This window comes from Streptomyces sp. NPDC058052, from assembly GCF_042885515.1.
GTDB lineage: Bacteria > Actinomycetota > Actinomycetes > Streptomycetales > Streptomycetaceae > Streptomyces.
Map to the genome: position 1 here is coordinate 1 of NZ_JBHVRX010000014.1, position 17,859 is coordinate 17,859.

At 74.8% G+C, this 17,859-nt stretch carries 18 protein-coding genes; 13 read left to right on the forward strand and 5 right to left on the reverse strand.

Annotated features, from left to right (window positions below; genetic code table 11):
* Positions 1 to 105: 105 nt before the first annotated feature.
* Both ACFVU3_RS20090 and ACFVU3_RS20095 read right to left on the reverse strand, forming a co-directional pair.
* Positions 106 to 1,158: a methyltransferase gene (locus tag ACFVU3_RS20090; RefSeq protein ID WP_390067861.1), complete on the reverse strand. Its 1,053-nt coding sequence runs from the start codon at positions 1,156 to 1,158 to the stop codon at positions 106 to 108.
* A gap of 99 nt (positions 1,159 to 1,257) precedes the next feature.
* Positions 1,258 to 2,322, reverse strand: coding sequence for a nitrous oxide reductase family maturation protein NosD (locus tag ACFVU3_RS20095; RefSeq protein WP_390067862.1), 1,065 nt, complete (start codon positions 2,320 to 2,322; stop codon positions 1,258 to 1,260).
* A gap of 185 nt (positions 2,323 to 2,507) precedes the next feature.
* On the opposite strand from ACFVU3_RS20095, the gene ACFVU3_RS20100 reads away from it, so the two are divergent.
* Positions 2,508 to 4,061 (forward strand): MFS transporter, encoded by a 1,554-nt coding sequence (locus ACFVU3_RS20100; RefSeq protein ID WP_390067864.1) that lies wholly within the window; start codon positions 2,508 to 2,510, stop codon positions 4,059 to 4,061.
* Positions 4,062 to 4,184: 123 nt separating this feature from the next.
* On the opposite strand, the gene ACFVU3_RS20105 is transcribed toward ACFVU3_RS20100, so the two are convergent.
* Positions 4,185 to 4,475 (reverse strand): hypothetical protein, encoded by a 291-nt coding sequence (locus ACFVU3_RS20105; RefSeq protein WP_390067865.1) that lies wholly within the window; start codon positions 4,473 to 4,475, stop codon positions 4,185 to 4,187.
* A 145-nt stretch (positions 4,476 to 4,620) separates the two neighbouring features.
* On the reverse strand, positions 4,621 to 5,229 hold the full coding sequence (locus tag ACFVU3_RS20110) for a class I SAM-dependent methyltransferase (protein ID WP_390067866.1): 609 nt from the start codon (positions 5,227 to 5,229) through the stop codon (positions 4,621 to 4,623).
* A 151-nt stretch (positions 5,230 to 5,380) separates the two neighbouring features.
* Here ACFVU3_RS20110 and ACFVU3_RS20115 point away from each other — a divergent pair, with 151 nt between their 5' ends.
* From ACFVU3_RS20115 to ACFVU3_RS20135, 5 genes are all read left to right on the forward strand, one after another.
* Positions 5,381 to 6,217 (forward strand): MHYT domain-containing protein, encoded by an 837-nt coding sequence (locus tag ACFVU3_RS20115; protein WP_390067868.1) that lies wholly within the window; start codon positions 5,381 to 5,383, stop codon positions 6,215 to 6,217.
* Between the two features lie 176 nt (positions 6,218 to 6,393).
* Complete coding sequence (locus ACFVU3_RS20120) at positions 6,394 to 9,423, forward strand: nitrate- and nitrite sensing domain-containing protein (RefSeq protein ID WP_390067870.1); 3,030 nt, start codon at positions 6,394 to 6,396, stop codon at positions 9,421 to 9,423.
* Positions 9,420 to 9,854, forward strand: a complete 435-nt coding sequence (locus tag ACFVU3_RS20125; protein ID WP_390067872.1) for a roadblock/LC7 domain-containing protein — start codon at positions 9,420 to 9,422, stop codon at positions 9,852 to 9,854. Before ACFVU3_RS20120 ends, ACFVU3_RS20125 begins: the two co-directional genes overlap by 4 nt.
* A 12-nt stretch (positions 9,855 to 9,866) precedes the next feature.
* A complete protein-coding gene (locus ACFVU3_RS20130) occupies positions 9,867 to 10,298 on the forward strand; it encodes a DUF742 domain-containing protein (RefSeq protein ID WP_390067874.1) in 432 nt (143 codons plus the stop codon).
* Positions 10,279 to 10,890 carry an ATP/GTP-binding protein gene (locus tag ACFVU3_RS20135; RefSeq protein WP_390067875.1) on the forward strand — a complete coding sequence of 204 codons (612 nt, stop codon included), beginning with the start codon at positions 10,279 to 10,281 and terminating at the stop codon, positions 10,888 to 10,890. Before ACFVU3_RS20130 ends, ACFVU3_RS20135 begins: the two co-directional genes overlap by 20 nt.
* An 18-nt stretch (positions 10,891 to 10,908) precedes the next feature.
* Here the strand turns inward: ACFVU3_RS20135 and ACFVU3_RS20140 are convergent, their stop codons facing one another.
* Positions 10,909 to 11,334, reverse strand: a complete 426-nt coding sequence (locus ACFVU3_RS20140) for a PPOX class F420-dependent oxidoreductase (protein WP_390067877.1) — start codon at positions 11,332 to 11,334, stop codon at positions 10,909 to 10,911.
* A gap of 172 nt (positions 11,335 to 11,506) precedes the next feature.
* On the opposite strand from ACFVU3_RS20140, the gene ACFVU3_RS20145 reads away from it, so the two are divergent.
* From ACFVU3_RS20145 to ACFVU3_RS20175, 7 genes are all read left to right on the forward strand, one after another.
* Entirely contained in the window at positions 11,507 to 11,911 is a 405-nt protein-coding gene (locus ACFVU3_RS20145; RefSeq protein WP_390067879.1) for a roadblock/LC7 domain-containing protein, read from the forward strand.
* A 127-nt stretch (positions 11,912 to 12,038) separates the two neighbouring features.
* Positions 12,039 to 13,178: a DUF6397 family protein gene (locus ACFVU3_RS20150; RefSeq protein ID WP_390067880.1), complete on the forward strand. Its 1,140-nt coding sequence runs from the start codon at positions 12,039 to 12,041 to the stop codon at positions 13,176 to 13,178.
* A gap of 45 nt (positions 13,179 to 13,223) precedes the next feature.
* Positions 13,224 to 14,771, forward strand: coding sequence for an ATP-dependent DNA ligase (locus ACFVU3_RS20155; protein ID WP_390067882.1), 1,548 nt, complete (start codon positions 13,224 to 13,226; stop codon positions 14,769 to 14,771).
* Positions 14,772 to 14,814: 43 nt separating this feature from the next.
* A complete protein-coding gene (locus ACFVU3_RS20160; protein ID WP_390067884.1) occupies positions 14,815 to 15,222 on the forward strand; it encodes a hypothetical protein in 408 nt (135 codons plus the stop codon).
* 312 nt (positions 15,223 to 15,534) lie between these two features.
* Positions 15,535 to 16,320, forward strand: a complete 786-nt coding sequence (locus tag ACFVU3_RS20165; protein WP_390067886.1) for a polysaccharide deacetylase family protein — start codon at positions 15,535 to 15,537, stop codon at positions 16,318 to 16,320.
* Between the two features lie 441 nt (positions 16,321 to 16,761).
* Positions 16,762 to 17,481 carry a hypothetical protein gene (locus ACFVU3_RS20170; RefSeq protein ID WP_390067888.1) on the forward strand — a complete coding sequence of 240 codons (720 nt, stop codon included), beginning with the start codon at positions 16,762 to 16,764 and terminating at the stop codon, positions 17,479 to 17,481.
* A complete protein-coding gene (locus ACFVU3_RS20175) occupies positions 17,478 to 17,849 on the forward strand; it encodes a peptidase inhibitor family I36 protein (RefSeq protein WP_390067890.1) in 372 nt (123 codons plus the stop codon). The genes ACFVU3_RS20170 and ACFVU3_RS20175 overlap by 4 nt, the downstream gene beginning before the upstream one ends.
* Positions 17,850 to 17,859: the final 10 nt, after the last annotated feature.

Sequence of the window (17,859 nt, forward strand, 5' to 3'; positions counted from 1 at the left end):
ACCGGGACGCGCCGCCGCGCGGACGTTGGCGAGCGTCCTGCGGGTGCTGTCGTCGCCGCCCCGCACGACGCGGGGCGGGCGGCCTCGGTTCCGTGGTCCGGCCCGTCAGGGAACGGGAACGGTGCACTCGAAGGCGTGGAGGTACGCGTTGACGGGGCGGATCTCGCCGATGACGAGGCCGGCGTCCGTCAGCCGGTCGACCATGCTCTGCCGGGTGTGCTTCGCGCCGCCCACGTTGAGGAGCAGCAGGAGGTCCATCGCGGTCGTGAACTTCATCGACGGCGTGTCGTCCACGAGGTTCTCGATCACGACGACCCGGGCACCGGGACGCGCCGCCGCGCGGACGTTGGCGAGCGTCCTGCGGGTGCTGTCGTCGTCCCACTCCAGGATGTTCTTGATGACGTACACGTCGGCCTGGACCGGGATGTCCTCGCGGCAGTCGCCGGCGACGACACGCACCCGGGAGGCGAGTGCGCCGCCGTCCCGCAGGCGCGGGTCGGCGTTCTCCACCACCCCGGGCAGGTCGAGGAGCGTGCCCTGCAGGCCGGGGTGACGCTCCAGGAGGCTCGCCAGGACGTGCCCCTGGCCGCCTCCGATGTCCGCGACGGAGGCGGCGCCGCGCAGGTCGAGGAGGTCGGCGACGTCCTGGGCGGACTGCCGGCTCGACGTGGTCATGGCGCGGTTGAACACGTACGCCGACTCGGGGGCCTGCTCGTTGAGGTAGGTGAAGAACTCTTCCTCGTACACGTCCTCGAAGACGTCGCGGCCGGAGCGCACCGCCTCGTCGAGCTTCGGCCACACGTTCCAGGTCCACGGCTCCGTGCACCACAGGGCGATGTACCGCAGGCTGTCCGGGGCGTCCTCGCGCAGCAGCCGGGACATCTCCGTGTGCGAGAACGTGCCGTCGGCGTTCTCCGCGAAGACGCCCTGGCAGGAGAGCGCGCGGAGCAGGCGGCGCAGGGTCCGCGGCTGGGTCCGCGCCGCGGCGGCCAGGTCCTCCACGGTCATGGGCGCGTCGCCCAGGGCGTCCGCCACACCGAGGCGGACGGCGGCGCGGACGGCGGCGGCACAGGCCGCTCCGAAGACGAGCTCCCGCAGCCGCATGGGTGGCGGAGGGGCGGGATCGACGGTGGGGGGAACGGGATCGACAGTCGTCATCTGTCACCTTCTCGTCGGTGAAGTGGGAGAGGGATGGGTGAAGTGGGATGGGTGAGGGGGGAGGGAGCTGGTGAGGGGGGAGTGGACCGGAGCGGGCCGTCAGCACATGCCCGCGGGCTCCGAGACCTCACAGGTGTTGCCGCGGAACGTGTTGCCCTCGCCGGTGTCCCGGTTGGCGAGGTCGGCCGAGCCGTTGCGGAGGACGACGTTGTCGCGGATCTCGTTGCGTTCGTTGAGGGCGCCCACGAAGCTCTTGAAGAGCACGATGCCGCCCGACAGCGGCGAGGTGCCGACGTTGTCCACGATCCTGTTCTCCGCGACCACCGTCTCCTCGGCGCCGGTCAGTACGATGCCCGAGCCCTGGAGGAAGGGCAGCCGGGGCGTCTTCGGGCAGAGCTTGTTGTTGGCGTGGACGTGGTTCCGGCGCAGGGTCATCGCCCCGGCGCGCGGGGTGGACTCGTCGCCCACCACGAACACCGCGGCGCAGTTCCCGGTCGCCTCGTTGCGTTCGACGGTCAGGTTGCGCAGGCGTCGCACGGTGAGGCCGATGCGGTTCCCGGACACGTGGTTGTGGCTGATGACCGTCCCCGCCGCGTCGACGGCACCCGACTCGGTGTCGGTGGTGTTGGAGACGAACAGTCCGGCGTCGGCGTTGTCCCGGGCGACGTTGCGCGTCAGGACGCTGCGTACGGACCGTTCCAGGGCGATGCCCCAGTTGCCGTTCGCCTCGGCGGTGACGCGATGGATCCTCAGCCGGTCGGTCCGCGAGGCCCACAGGCCGTTCTTGGTGAAGCCGCGGAGCTTCAGGGAGCGCACCGTGACGCCCTCCACGGGACGGTCGGCCGTGCCGGTCACGCAGATGCCGTGGCCGGCCTTGGCGCAGGTGTCGTCGGCCGCCGCCTCGCCGGGTACGAGGACGGTGGGGAGGACGTTCGAGCCGCGCAGGGTCAGGTTCGAGGTGGTGATGCGGACGCTCTCGCGGTAGATGCCCGGGGAGAGGACGACCGTGTCCCCGGGCTTCGCGGCGTCCACCGCTTTCTGGATCGATTCGCCGGGCTTCACCCGGTGCACCGTCCGATGGTCGGCCGTCGGAGCCGCGGCTCCGACTCCCGAGACCACCAGCGTCACGGTGCATGCCAGGTAGGCGATCTGCCGTTTCGTCATACGGCGAAGCTATGAGCGGGTCACCGGGCCCGCCACCGCTGATCCTCCAGGCGGACCTAGGCGTACGCCCCTGCGATCCACGCGCTCGGCGTGGCGCGCGGCCGCCGGGGGAGAACGTGCCTCCGGCGTGGATCATGGGGCGGCCGGGGGCGTCGCTCCCGGCGCGGCGGAGGAATGGGGTTCGGATGCGTCGGTGGTGGCCTCTGACGGCGATCTGTCTCGGCACCTTCATGCTGCTGCTCGACGTCACGATCGTCATCGTGGCGCTGCCCGCCATGGCGGCGGACCTCCACACCGACCTCTCCGACGTGCAGTGGGTCGTCGACGTCTACGCGCTGGCCCTGGCGTCCCTGCTGCTCGCCGTCGGTTCCCGTGCCGACCGGATCGGCCGCAGGAAGGTGTACCTCATCGGGCTGGCGGTCTTCACCGCGGCGTCGGCGGTCTGCGGGCTGGCCCCGGACGCGGGTGTACTGATCGGCGCGAGGGCCGTGCAGGGGGCGGGCGCCGCGGGCATGTTCGGAACGACGATCGCCCTGCTCGGCTCGCACTACCGCGGCCGGGAGCGGGGCATCGCCTTCGCCGTGTGGGGCGCCACCAACTCGGTCGCGGCCGCGGCCGGGCCGATGGCCGGCGGGCTGCTCACCCAGTACCTGGACTGGCGGTGGATCTTCTTCGTCAACCTGCCGCTCTGCCTGGTCGCCGTCGTGATGACCCTGCGCTTCGTGCGCGAGGCCGAGGGCCGGCCCCGGGGCGGGCAGCGGGCGGACGTCCTGGGCGTGGTGACGTTCACGGTGGCGAGCGGGTCCCTCACCTTCGGGCTGATCCGGGCCCATTCCGACGGGTGGGCGTCTCCGCTCACCCTCGGCCTGTTCGCGGTGGCGGGCGCCGCCCTCGTCCTCTTCGTCCTGGCCGAGAGGGGGCACGAGGAACCCGTTCTCGATCTGTCGCTGTTCCGCAGCCCCTCGTTCACCGGCATCATGATCAGCGCCCTGTTTTTGCAGGGCGCCGCCTTCGCCCACCTGCTGTACGAGTCGCTATGGATGCAGTCCGTCCTGGGGTACGAGCCCGTCGAGGCGGGGCTGTACCTTCTGCCCCTGTGCGCTTCCGCGTTCGTCGCCTCGGCGCTCGCGGGCCGCTTCGGCCCCTGGCCGCCCCGGGTGTCCATCGGGGGCGGTCTCGCGCTCATCGCCCTGGGCTCCGGCATGCAGGCCGGTCTCGACGCGGGGTCCACCGGCGGGAGTCTCGTGGCGGGGCTCGTCGTCTCCGGTGTGGGGGTCGGGCTCGTGACGCCGAGCCTCGCGGCGGCGGCCCTGGCCACGGTGCCCCCGGAGCGCGGCGGCATGGTGGGCGGAGCGGTCAACACGTTCCGCCAGTTGGGCTTCGCGCTGGGGATCGCCGTGTTCGGCCTGATCTTCCAGTCGCGCGTCGAACAGGTGCTCAGGGCCGGCGCCGGGGTCCCGGACCCGCACGGGACGGCCGCCGCGCTGAGCGGCGGACAGGCCAGATCGATCGTCGCCGGCCTGCCGGAGAGCGACCGCGCCGGCGTGACGGACCTGGTGCGCGAGGCGTTCGCGTCCGGTCTGAACGCGGTGCTGCTCGTGGCGGCGGCGCTGGGGGCGGTGGCCTCGCTGCTCGTCGTCGCGACGGTACGCGTCCCCGCGGGCGGCTTCGAGCGGGGGAAGCCCGGGGCGGACCCGAGCCCCCGCGACGGGGAGCCCCGCGCGGACGCCACCCTCTGACGGGGGCGGCGGTGGCGCGTCGGCCCGCGACAGCCCGGGCCGGCGGGGACGGTGGCGCGGGACGGCCCGGGCCGCCCGACGAGGGCCGCGTGCGGGAGGGCGCGGGCCGCCCCAGGGCGCGGCTCAGCGGTCGCGCACTCCGAGCAGGGAGCGGGCCACGGCCTCGGGGCTCTGGTTCCGTTCCCGGGCGAGGGTGAGCAGGGCGCGGCAGGCGAGTTCGTTGACGCCGAAGGTGAGCTGTCCGGGGGAGACCCAGGTGGCGGCCTCGTCCATCCGTTCCTGGTCGTCCTCGGCGCTGGCGGCGACGTAGACCGCGGCCGCCTCGAAGAGGTTGTGGCCCTGCCGTCCGGTGCGGGCCGGCGGGGCGGCTCCGTCCCCGGACGCGCGTCGGGCGGAGGGGAGGAGCTTGCGCATGCGTTCCGCTATCCGTGCCACGGCCGGCCGCCTTTCCCCGGGCACGGCTGCCCGGCACTTCCACGGTAGACAGTGAAGTGCCGGGGCAGAAGGGGGCGTTGGGGGTTGCGCCCGCCGGGCGGACGCGTCCGGGCGCCGGGTCCCCTCAGTCCTCCCGTACGGCGAGCGCGAGGTAGCGGGTGTCCTCGTCCACGTACGAGGCGAGCCGCCAGCCCGCCTCGGCGAGGACGGGGCGCAGCCGGGGCTCGGCCCTCAGGTCGTCCGGGGTGATCTGCCGGCCGTGCCGGGCCGCGAGCGCGGCGCGGCCGATCGGGTGGAAGAGCGCGAGGCGGCCGCCGGGCCGTACCACCCGGGCGAGTTCGCGCAGACCGGCGACCGGATCGGCGAGGTGGGAGACGAGCCCGGCGCCGAAGACCGCGTCGAGTCCGCCGCCCCGGAGCGGCAGCCTGCCGACGTCGGCGAGGAGCAGGACCCCGGCGCCCAGCGGGCCGCGCCGTCCGGCCCGTACCGCCTCGGTCAGCATCTCCGGGGTGAGGTCGGCGCCGATGACGGTCCCCGACGGGCCGACGGCGGTACGCAGCGGAGGCAGCGCCCGGCCGGTGCCGCAGCCCGCGTCGAGCACGGCGTCCCCGGGCCGCAGGCCCAGCTCGGCGACCGCGGCGGCGTAGGCGGGGCCGTCGTCGGGGAACCGGCTGTCCCAGCCGGCCGCGCGGGTGGCGAAGAACGCTCGGACATCTGTGGGGTCATCGCTCATGCGCTCATGATCGCCCACCCGAGGGTGTGAACGTTCTGTGTGCACGTTCGAACGCCGTCCGATCGATCTGGTACTTCTCTGCGTCATATTCCAGCAGCTTTCGAAATGCGCCCCCGGTGCGCCCCCACGTGCGCACTAGCGTCCCCGAGTCATGGGACACCTGGACCACGCCACCTTCGGCTGGCTGACACCTGTGCTGTCGTACGCGATGGCCTGCATCGGCGCCGCCCTCGGGCTGCGCTGCACCGTACGCGCGCTCGACGCGACCGGCCGCTCGCGGCGGAACTGGCTGCTCACGGCCGCCTCCGCGATCGGTACCGGCATCTGGACCATGCACTTCGTGGCCATGCTCGGCTTCGGCGTCAGCGGCACCGACATCCGCTACGACGTACCGCTCACCATCCTCAGCCTCGTCATCGCGATGGGCGTGGTGGGCGTCGGAGTCTTCGCCGTCGGCTACGGACGCGACCGCATGCGATCACTTCTGATCGGTGGCCTGACGACCGGGATCGGCGTGGCGAGCATGCACTACATGGGCATGGCCGCCCTCCGCCTCCACGGCAACGTCCACTACGATCCGCTGCTCGTCGCCCTCTCGGTCGTCATCGCGGTCGTCGCCGCCACCGCGGCCCTCTGGGCGGCCCTCCACATCCACGCGCCGATCGCGGTGGCGCTCGCCTCCCTCGTCATGGGAGCGGCCGTCAGCAGCATGCACTACACGGGCATGCTCGCGGTCGGCGTCGACGTCGCCCCCTCCGCCGCCGACCTCCCCGGCGCCACCGTCATGCAGTTCATCTTCCCGCTCGCCGTCGGCCTCGGCTCGTACCTCTTCATCACCTCCGCCTTCGTCGCCCTCTCCCCGACGGCCAGGGAACGGGCCGCGTACGCCTCGGCCGAGCGCCTCACCGAACCGGACGAGCGCGCGATCGACGTGGCCCCGCCCGGCTTCCGCGCCGGCCGGGAACCCCTCCGCGCGCCGACCCCCTGAACGCGACGGCCCCCTGAACGCGACGGCCCCCGCAGCCCCGCCGTACGCCGCCGTCCCCGTCCCCTCTGTCGTCCTCCCGCCCCGCACAACCCTCCCCCCCCCGCCGTCCCTCCCTCCGTCTCCTGCCCCCTCCCCGGATCCCCGACCCTCCCTCTCCCAGCCGGAACGAGGAGCCCATGCGAACTCCCCGCAAGAACCAGGACGCCGCGGCGCCCGCGCCGCCGGCGACCGCACGCGGGCGGCGCGCACACGCCGGGCCGCCCGCCGACGAAACCGAACCGCGCACCGCCGACGCCGGTCCGGGCGGTCCGCCCGGCGCCGACGCTCCGGCGGACGGCCCCGGGGGCGAGGACACGGGGAGCGGCGCCGGGGACGGCGCGGCCACCGTCCCCGCCGAAGGGCCCGGACGGCGGGGGCTGAGGCCCCGCACCGTGCGCGCCAAGATCGTCTCGCTCCTCATGGTCCCGGTCGTCTCGCTCATCGCCCTCTGGGGCTTCGCCACCGTCACCACCGCCCAGGACATGGCCCGGATCCGCCAGCTCCAGCGCGTCGACGCCGACATCCGGCAGCCCGTGTCCGCCGCCGTCACCGCACTCCAGGAGGAACGCCGGGCCGCCGTACGGCAGATCGCCGCCCCCGGCGCCGGCCGCGCCGCCGAGCTGAAGGACCGGATCCGCCGCACCGACGAGGCCGTCGCCCGGCTGCGGCTCGGCGGCGGCCACACCGTCGGCGACTCGGGCGACCTGCCCGCCGACGTCGCCGAACGGGTCGGCGCCTTCGTCCGCGAGGCCCAGGGCCTCACCCGCCTCCGCGCGCTCGCCGCCGAGGGACGCGGCGACTGGGACCGGGTGTACGCGGAGTACACGACCGCCGTCCAGGCCGGCTTCGCCGTCGGCGGCGCCCTCAGCGGCGTCCAGGACACCGGACAGGGCTCCCACGCGCGCGTGCTCCTCGAAGTCGCCCGCGCCGGCGAGATGCTCGCCCGCGAGGACGCCCTCCTCGGCTCCGCCCACCTGACCGGCCGCCTGACCGCCGCCCACCGGCGCGCCTTCACCGGCGCCGTCGAGACCCGCCGCACCCTCCTCGCCTCGGCCACCGCCGACCTGCCGCCGGCCGGCCGCGCCGCCTGGGCCCGGCTCTCCGGCGATCCCGACCACGCCCGGCTCACCGCCGCCGAGGACCGCGTCGCCGACGCCGCCGACGGGCGCCCCGCCGCCCAGGCCGCGCCCTCCGCCGACTGGGACGCCGCCCTCGCCGCCGTCCGCACCGGCCTGGCCTCCGTCGAGAGCGACGCGCGCGCCGCCGCGGCCGACGACAGCGGCCCCTTCGCGGGCGGCCTCCTCAGCCCCGCGGGCGCCGCCGTCGTCCTCGGCCTCGCCGCCGTCGCCGCCTCCCTCGTCATCTCGGTCCGGATCGGCCGCGGGCTCGTCGTCGAACTCGTCAGCCTCCGCAACACCGCCCTCGGCATCGCCCGTCGCAAGCTCCCCGCCGCCATGGGCCGGCTCCGCGCCGGCGAGGAGATCGACGTCCAGGCCGAAGCCCCGCCCGGACCCGCGCCCCAGGACGAGATCGGACAGGTCGGCGAGGCCCTCACCACCGTCCACCGGGCCGCGCTCTCCGCGGCCGTCGAACGCGCCGAACTCGCCAGCGGCATCTCCGGGGTCTTCGTCAACCTCGCCCGCCGCAGCCAGGTCCTGGTCCACCGCCAGCTCAACCTCCTGGACAGCATGGAGCGGCGCGCCGACGACCCCGGAGAACTCGGCGACCTCTTCCGGCTCGACCACCTCACGACCCGGATGCGACGCCACGCCGAGAGCCTGATCATCCTCTCCGGCGCCTCCCCCGGCCGTGCCTGGCGCATGCCGGTCCCGCTGACCGACGTCGTCCGCGCCGCCGTCTCCGAGATCGAGGACTACGCGCGCGTGGAGGTGCGCCGCCTCCCCGAGACCGCCGTCGCGGGCGGCGCCGTCGCGGACCTCACCCACCTCCTCGCCGAACTCATCGAGAACGCGGCACAGTTCTCCCCGCCCCACACCAAGGTCCGGGTCAGCGGCGAACCCGTCGGCAACGGCTACGCCCTGGAGATCGAGGACCGGGGCCTGGGCATGGGCAAGGAGACCCTCGCCGAGGCCAACGCCCGCATCGACCGCTCCGAGGCGCTCGACCTCTTCGACAGCGACCGGCTCGGCCTCTTCGTCGTCAGCCGCCTCTCCTCCCGGCATGCCGTCAAGGTCCACCTGAGGCCCTCCCCGTACGGCGGCACCACCGCCGTGGTCCTGCTGCCCACCGACCTCCTCCAGGGCGCCCTCCCGCCCGGCCACGGCACCGCCGGCGACCCCGCCGGCACCGTCACGGCCCCGGAACCCACCGCGCCGGGCGAGGAGCGTGCCGCCCGCGAGCGCGAGGAGGCCCACCGCGCGGAAGCCCGCCGCTTCACCGGACCGCCGGTCGCGTCCCGTACCCCCGCGGCCGCCCCCGACGCGCCGAAGGTCCTCAGAGGCACCCCCGCGGCAGCTCCCGGCGGACCGGCCGCGCCCGTACCCCCGCGCACCTCTCCCACACCCCCGTCCCCGTCCCCGGCGCCCGAGCGGTCACCCGCCCGGCCGCAGTCCCTGCCTCGCCCTTCGGCCGTCCCCGCGCTCGCCCCGAGCCCCGAACCCGTACCCGTACCGGCCGGTGTGACCACCCTGCGCCCGCGCGGCCACGCCGTACCGCCGCAGCCGCCGGCGCCGGCCGGTCACGACCAGGGGTCCGGCGACGCGGACGGCGACGCCGGGCTGCCCCGCCGCATCCGGCAGGCCAGCCTCGTCCCGCAGCTGCGCGAGGTTCCCGCGGCGGCCCCGGCACCCGCCGCCCCGGCCCCCGGCGCGCCGGAGCGGACGCCCGAGCGGGTACGCGACCGGATGGCCGCCTACCGCGACGGCTGGCAGCGCGGTGGCGGCCCCGCCCCGGGCGTCCGGCGCCCGCTCGGCGGCGGCGCCGCCTCGGAGGGCGGCGCACCGGACGGGACCGATGCCGGGCGCGTCACCCGCCCGTACGTCGACGCCGGCCCCGCGCCCGCGGCGCACGGCCCGGCGCCCGCCGCTCCGGGCGAGGCCACGTACGACCCACGGAGCGACGCACGCGCGCGTACCGACCTCGGCCCCTACTTCGGCGCCCGCGCCAACCCGCCCCAGGACCCCCGATCCGAAGGAGACGACGCATGATCGACCACGAGAGGATCTCCCACCACCGCTCCGGCGAACTCGACTGGCTCCTCGACGATCTGGTGGCCAGGGTCCGCGAGGTCCGGCACACGGTGGTGCTCTCCAGCGACGGCCTCGCGGTCGGCGCCTCCAGCGGACTCAGCCGTGAGGACGCCGAGCACCTCGCCGCCATCGCCTCCGGCTTCCACAGCCTCGCCAAGGGCGCCGGACGCCAGTTCCACACCGGCGGCGTCCGCCAGACCATGGTCGAGATGGACGACGGCTTCCTCTTCGTCGCCGCCGCCGGCGACGGCTCCTGCCTGGCCGTGCTCAGCTCCGTCAGCGCCGACATCGGCCTCATCGCCTACGAGATGGCCCGGCTCGTCAAACGCGTGGGCGAGCACCTGCACACCCCGCCGCGGCTCACGGCGACCCCACCGGCCGCCGGCTGACCGGAGACTCCCATGACCATGGACAGCGCCGGCGGGGCCGCCACCGGCGGAGGCCCGCCCGCACCGGGCAGCCAGTGGTACGACGACGACGCCGGGCCGCTCGTCCGGCCGTACGCGATGACCGGCGGCCGCACCAGACCCGGCCCCAGCAACGTACGGTTCGACCTCATCGCCCTGGTCGTCGTCGACGACGACCCGCCGGGCCCGGCCGAGGAGGCCGTCCTCGGCCCCGAACACCGGGCCCTGCTCGCCCTCTGCCGGTCCGAGACCCAGTCGGTCGCCGAACTCGCCGCCGACGCCGACCTCCCCGTGGGCGTCGTCCGGGTCCTCCTCGGCGACCTCCTCGAATCGGGCTTCGTGCGCGTCAGCCGGCCCGTACCCCCCGCGCAGCTCCCCGACGAACGCATCCTGAGAGAAGTGATCGATGGCCTACGAGCGCTCTGACAGCACCGGCGCGGACGGCGACGACACCGTGCTCGCCCTGAAGATCCTGGTCGCCGGCGGCTTCGGCGTCGGCAAGACCACCCTGGTCGGAGCGGTCAGCGAGATCCGTCCCCTGCGCACCGAGGAACAGCTCAGCAGCGCCGGCGAACTCGTCGACGACACCGGGGGAGTGGACCAGAAGACCACCACCACCGTGGCCATGGACTTCGGCCGGATCACGATCCGCGCGGGACTGTCGCTGTACCTCTTCGGCACCCCGGGACAGGACCGTTTCTGGTTCCTGTGGGACGAGCTCTCCCAGGGCGCCCTGGGAGCGGTCGTCCTCGCCGACACCCGCCGGCTCGAGGACTGCTTCCCGGCGGTCGACTACTTCGAGCACCGGAAGATCCCCTTCGTGGTGGCCGTCAACTGCTTCGAGGGCGCCCGCTCCTACGGCGCGCAGGACGTGTCCCGCGCGCTCGACCTGGACCTGGGTACGCCCGTGGTGCTCTGCGACGCGCGCGACCGGGACTCCGGCAAGGAGGTCCTCATCCGGGTGGTCGAGTACGCCGGGCGGATGCACACCGCCCGGCTCCTCGACACGGTCGGCTGAACCGCCGTCCGGGGGAGGTCAGTCGGAGACCCCGCCCGCCGAGGCCACCTTCTCGATCCTCACCCGGACGACGAGCTCGCCCGGCACCCCGTTGCGGGCGCCGAACTCCGCGGCCCGGGCCTCGCCCATGTAGCGGCCGCCGATCCGGGTGGCCCAGTCCAGCAGCTCCAGCGGGTCCTCGCTCAGCTCCGCCCGGCCGCTCAGGGTCACGTACGAGAACGGCGGCGCGTCGTCGTCCACGCAGAGCGAGACCCGGCCGTCCCGCGCGAGGTTGCGGCCCTTCACCGTGTCCTTCCCTGTGTTGAAGACGAAGGAGTCGCCGTCGAGCACGAACCACACCGGCACGACGTGCGGACTGCCGTCCGCGCGCACGGTCGCGAGCTTGCCGGTACGGGTTCCCCGGGACACGAAGTCCCGCCACTGTTCCTCGGTCATTCTCGTCATGACCCCATCGTGCGCCACGGGGCGGCGGTACGGCGGCACACCCGGGCGGACCGGGGTGCTTGCCCTGTCCACGACAGTGCGTAAGGCTTGCCGCGACACGCGGTCCGTACCGGCGAACGCGGGCACGGGGCCCGGCCGGCGCGACCGCACCGACGAGGGGGAGGACCACCACATGGCGCTGGACAAGGGGCTCGACTGGCTCCTGGACGACCTGACCGGAAGGGTCGGGCCGATACGGCACGCACTGGTGCTGTCGAACGACGGCCTGGTGACCGGCGCGAGCAGCGAACTCGCGCGGGAGGACGCGGAGCACCTGGCCGCCGTCTCCTCCGGCCTGCACAGCCTGGCACGCGGTTCCGGCCGGCACTTCCGGGCCGGCCGTGCCCGGCAGACGATGGTCGAGTTCGACGACGCCCTGCTGTTCGTCACGGCGGCGGGCGAGGGCAGCTGCCTCTGTGTACTGAGCGACGCCGAGGCCGACGTGGGCCAGGTCGCGTACGAGATGACGCTCCTGGTCAACCGCGTCGGCGAGCACCTGGGCGTCTCCGCACGGCAGCCCGGCGGGCCCACGGTCTGACGGTTGTCCACAGACGGTTGTCCACAGGCCGTGCGAGAGTCGTCACTCTCCGTTACGTTCGTGAGGTCGGGTTCACCGGAGCCCGAACCGGTCGGCAGGCCGGCAGCGAGCGGGGGAGGCGGACACCGTGACGGTGGACGGGACGACCAAGGACAGGGCGACCAAGGACAGGGTGACCAAGGACAGGACGGCCGCGGACGGAGCGGCGCGGACGGTGACACCCGCCCGGGCCGCGGAAGAGCTGGAACTGCGGCGCGAAGAGTTCCGGCTCGCCGTGCGGATGGGGCTGATCAGGACAGCCCCGGACCCGGATCCGGAGGGACCGTCCCGGCACCGGGGAAGCGGCAGGGACCGGGCGCCCGAGCGGCGCCCGGTCACGCGCGCCGAGCTCGACCGGCTCAAAGCGGCGCCGGACTTCCCCGACGGCCTCCGCGAGCGCGTCCGGGCGGTCGGCGCGGGGGAGGCCGCGGGACTCCTCTCCATCACCCACGACCGGTTCGCCCGCCTGGCCCGCACGGGCCACCTCAGCCCGGTCCGCTTCTACCTCAACCGCTATCGAGCCGTCGTCTGGCTGTACGTGGCGGCCGAGGTCACCGCCTTCGGCGAGGCGCACCCGGCACTGCTCAGCGGCCGGTTGCCGACGGAGGTGCGCGAGCGGGCCCTCACCGAGGACCTGCGCGCCAGGAACTGGCGCTCCCGCCATCTGAGCCTGCTGCTCCGCGGTGCCGACGACCCGTGGGCCCGCGCGGCGGCGATCGCCTCGCTGCTCGACCCGGTCCAGATCGCGGAGGTCGTCGACGACCCGTACGAGCGCAGCCACCTGGACCGGCTGCGCCCCGCCCCACCGCCGGGCTTCCCGGTCGCCGGCCCGTCCCGCGAGATCGCCGACCGGCTCGTCCGCGCCGACGACCCGGACGAGATCCTGTGGCAGAGGATGAGCCTCGCCCTCGCCCTGGACGAGGCCCGCGCGGCCCGTCAGGCGCCGTACCCGGGCGAGCGCCCCCGGCCGGCGGCGGAACCGGCCCGGATCTCGGTGGCGTCGACGGTCCCGCCCGCGGTGGCGGGGGCCCCGGAGGCGGCGGTGGTGGCGGCACCGGCGGTGGCCGGCCCGGCGGCGCGTCCGCCGGCCCGTCCGCGCGGCCGGGCGGGGCGACCGCCGGGACGGGCGTCCCGTTCCCGGCGCCCCGGGCTGCTGGAGCGGATCCGGCGCTCCCTCCCGGGCGGGACGGCAGGGTCGGGCTGGGGCGAGCGGCGGGACTGGGGGTGAGCGGCTGCGGGTGCGGTGGCGGGGGCGCCCGGTGACGATGGGGGCATGTTGCTGGCCCGAGTCGCGGAGGTCTCCCGGCAGGTCGCCGCCGCCTCGGCGCGGTCGCGGAAGATCACGCTGCTCGCCGAACTGTTCGCCGAGGCCACGCCCGAGGAGAGCCCGCTCGTCATCGCCTACCTCTCGGGCCGGCTGCCCCAGGGCCGCATCGGCGTCGGCTGGAGCACCCTCAAGCAGGTCGTGCCGCCGGCCGTGCCCCCGGCGGCCGCGCCGACGCTGACCCTGGCCGGAGTGGACGCGGCGATGGACGCGCTCGCGGGGGTGGCGGGGCCCGGATCCCAGGCGGAGAGGGCACGCCGGGTGCGGGAGTTGTGCGCCGCCGCGACCGTCGAGGAGCAGGAGCTGCTGGTGCGGCTGCTCTCCGGCGAGGTGCGGCAGGGGGCGCTCGACGCCGTCGCGCTGGAGGGCGTTGCGAAGGCCGCGGACGTGCCGGCCGTCGGGCTGCGGCGCGCCGTGATGCTGGAGGGTTCGCTGCCGCCGGTGGCCCAGGCGGTCCTGGCGGACGGGCGCACCGCCCTCGACCGGTTCACCCTGCGCGTCGGCCGCCCGGTGCAGCCGATGCTGGCGCACACGGCCGGCTCCGTCACCGAGGCGGTGGAGGCGCTGGGGCCGTGCGCGGTGGAGGAGAAGCTGGACGGCATCCGGATCCAGGTGCACCGCGACGGAGAGGAGGTACGGGTCCACACCCGCTCACTCGACGAGATCACCGCCCGCCTGCCCGAGGTCGTGGCCGTCGCCCGCGAGGTGCCGTCGGAGTCGTTCATCCTCGACGGCGAGCTGATCGCCCTCGACCCCGGCACCGGCCGCCCCGCCGCGTTCCAGTCCATCGCCGGGCGTGTCGGCTCCCGCACGGACGTCTCCGGAGCCCGGGCCGCGCTCCCGCTCACTCCGGTCTTCTTCGACGTCCTGGCCTCCGACGGGGAACCCCTCGTCGACCGCCCGGGCCGGGAGCGGAACGCGGCCCTCGCCCGACTGCTGCCCGAGGACCGCCGGGTCCGCCGGTTCGAGGTGACCGCCCCGGACGACCCGGTGCAGCGGCAGGCGGCCGAGCGGTTCTTCACCGACACCCTGGCCCGGGGCCACGAAGGCGTCCTCGTGAAGGCGCTCGACGCGCCCTACGTCGCGGGCCGGCGGGGCCGCACCTGGCTCAAGGTGAAGCCCGTGCACACCGTCGACCTCGTCGTCCTCGCCGCCGAACGGGGCCACGGCCGCCGCACCGGCTACCTCTCCAACCTCCACCTCGGCGCCCGCACCGAGGGCGGCGGCTTCGTCATGCTCGGCAAGACCTTCAAAGGGCTCACCGACCACATGCTCCGCTGGCAGACCGCCCGCCTCATGGAACTGGCCGTCGAGGACGACGGCTTCACCGTGACGGTCCGGCCCGAGCTGGTCGTGGAGATCGCCTACGACGGCCTCCAGCGCTCCACCCGCTACCCGGCGGGCATCACCCTTCGCTTCGCCCGGGTCCTCCGCCACCGCCCGGACAAGCCGGCGGCCGAGGCCGACACCGTCGACGCCCTCCTCGCCGCGGGCTGACACCGGCGGGCGGGAGCCGTCGACGTGCCGGGGGAGGAGGGGGATGCTGGAGGGGTGGCACCTCTGCCGCGAGGAGATGAGCGACGTGTACGACTTGCACATCGACACCGACGTCACCGTCCAGCTGAGCGACTGCCGCCAGGAGGACGCGCGGGCCGTGTTCGAGGTCCTCGACCACTACTACCGGCTGGAGGACGTCGAGACCGCGAGCCCCGCGGGCACGGGTCCGGCCCCCACCGTGTGGATGGCCACCTTCGACACCTCCGGCGGGCAGCGCGAGGACGTGCCTCCTCCCCGGCTCACCGGCAAGGTCGGCGCCGTGCTGACCGGCGGCTACCAGGCCGTCGGCGAGGTCGAGCGGGTGCTCGCCGCCGGCTTCGACATCGAGTCCCTCCAGGCGGTCTCGGGAGACCAGGAGACCGAGGCGCGGCTGCTCCTCGCCTCCCGCTGACCGCGCCGGGCCGGGGCCGTCTCCCGCGGAGCCCTCCGGGCTCCGCGGCGTGATCCGAAGGGGAGGGCGGCCCGGCCGGAGCGGTCGCCGACCGGCACTCCGGGCGGAGCGGACGGGCCCCGCCCGGGGCTGAGTCGTGCCCGGAGGAGGGGACAGGCCCGTGGACGGGCCCCCGCGAGGAAGGGGGAGACCCCCCTTCCGACCCCGGTATACACCGTGTGTAGAGTTCACCGCGGCCACCCAGCACACCCGCCCTGACCAGGCGTGGGCGTGGCCGCAACGCACACGAAACCGGGGAAAGCGGGTACCACCATGTTCCGATCCAGGCCGGGCCGTCACGGTGGGAGGACCGCCCTTCTGCTCGCCGCCGCCACGCTCATGCTCACGCTGAGCGGCTGTGGCATGGACACCGTCACGCCGCAGGCGGCGCGGGCCGAATCGGGTGACGACGGCAAGGCGGGCGCGGACTCCCGGCGGGTCGACTGCGCCGAGGTGAAGTGCATCGCGCTCACCTTCGACGCCGGCCCGGGCGAGGACACCCCCCACCTCCTCGACATCCTCAAGGAGAAGCAGGTCCCCGCGACCTTCTTCCTCCTCGGCCGCAAGCACGTCGACCGGTACCCCGAGGTCGTCCGGCGCATCGCGGACGAGGGCCACGAGGTCGCCAACCACACCTGGTCGCACCGGATCCTCACCGACCTCGACGAGAGCGAGGTCCGCGAGGAGCTGTCCCGCACCCAGGACGCGATCGAGAGGATCACCGGCCGCAAGCCCGTCCTCATGCGTCCGCCCCAGGGCCGCACCGACTCCATGGTGAGCGACGTCAGCCGTGAACTGGGCCTCGCCCAGATCCTCTGGAGCATCACCGCCAAGGACTACTCCACCACCGACTCCGCCCTGATCGAGGAGCGGGTCCTCACCCAGGCGCACCGCGACGGCATCATCCTGCTCCACGACATATACGACGGCACCGTCCCCGCCGTCCCCGAGATCATCGACGAACTCCAGAGCCGCGGCTACACCTTCGTCACCGTTCCCGAGCTCCTCGCCCCGGGCGCCGCCCGCGCCGGCGCCGTGTACCGGCCCGAGAAGGACTGACGGCCGACCCGAGAAGGACTGACGGCCGCCCGGAGAAGGGCGGGGGACGGCGCGAGAGGGGCGGGCGACCGGCGCCGGGCCGTGACGGGTGAGCCGACTCACACCGTTCACCCCGGACCGTCCGGAACATTCCGAAAAGGCTCACCGTTCTCCCTTATGTGACGGCGAAGGGGCCCGGTCCCCAGGTTCCCCCCCAGAGGTGACCGCCCTTCGCCCGTCATGGTGATCGGCCCCGGCTGGAATCCCCCGTCCAGCTGGGGCCTCGCCATGTCCGGGGTGGCTCGCGCGCGGCGCCCGAGGAGCGCGCGCGACGGCGCGTTCTACCCGTTCGAGTGAGGTCGCGCATTGCTGTCTCCGTCACGGGCAGTGATCGTTCGGGCCGGTCGGCGATCATCCTCCGGCCCGCCGACCAGGCATCCGCCATCGCGCGAAGGGGGACCCGTGCCGCTCGCCCTCACACCGTTCGCCCGCCGGGCCGTACCGGCCGCCGCCGCGCTGGCGGCCGTGCTCACCGGCTGCACCTCCATCCGCCCCGACCTGCCGGAACGGCCCGCGGTCCCGGCCGCACGGGCGGATCAGGACGCGCTCCTGAAGGCGGCGGAGCGTCGTTTCGCCGACGACTGTCTCGCCGGGCGCGGCATCAGGGTCACCGTCGAGCCGCGCGCACCCGCCGAGGACGAAGCCCTCCAGGCGGCGCTCTTCGGCACCGGACCCCGCGAACTCTCCGTGACGCTCGCGACCGGTGCCACCGTCACCGCCCACAGCGACGGATGCCTCGCCGTCGCCCGCGGCCGGCTCTACGGCGACCAGCACCGCTGGTTCCGCGCGCAGGTGGTCGTCGACAACCTCCGGGCGGAGGCCCAGGCGCGCTACCGGGACGACCCGGCCCACCAGGCGGCCCTCGCCCGGTGGACCGCCTGCGTCGCACCGCCCGGCCGGCCCAGGCCCGACCGGCCCGACCCCGAGGACGCCGCCCGCTGCGCGCGGGAGACCGGCCTCGACGAGACCCGCGCCCGACTGGAGCGCGCCGAGCTGACCGAGGTGCGCGCCCTGCACCGCGACGAGCTCACCACCTACCGGCAGCTGCGCGACCGCGCGCTGCTGCGGGCGGTCCAGCCGCCCGCGTCCACCCCACCACGGAAAGGCAACGCCCCCTCGTGAAGCGCATCCTGGCCACCACGGCCGCCGCCCTGTTCGCCCTCACCACCGGCCTCGCCGTCGCAGGTTCCGCCACCGCCGCCGAATGCCCCTCCGGCCACTTCTGCGCCTGGCAGGAGGCGAACTTCGGTGGACAGCGGGCCAACTGGAGCGGCGACGACGGCTGGTGGGAGAACTGGATCTCCGACACCGACTCCTCGTGGGCCAACCACGGGATCTCCGGCCCCGGCATCAAGGACCACGTCCGCGTCTACGAGAGCGCCTGGCAGGGCGGGAGCATGACCATCTGTCTCGCCCCCGGGCAGGAGGTGGGGTACAGCGGCGCGGCCAACGACCGCGGCGACTCCCACATCTGGGCGACCGGCTGCTGACCCCCGCCCC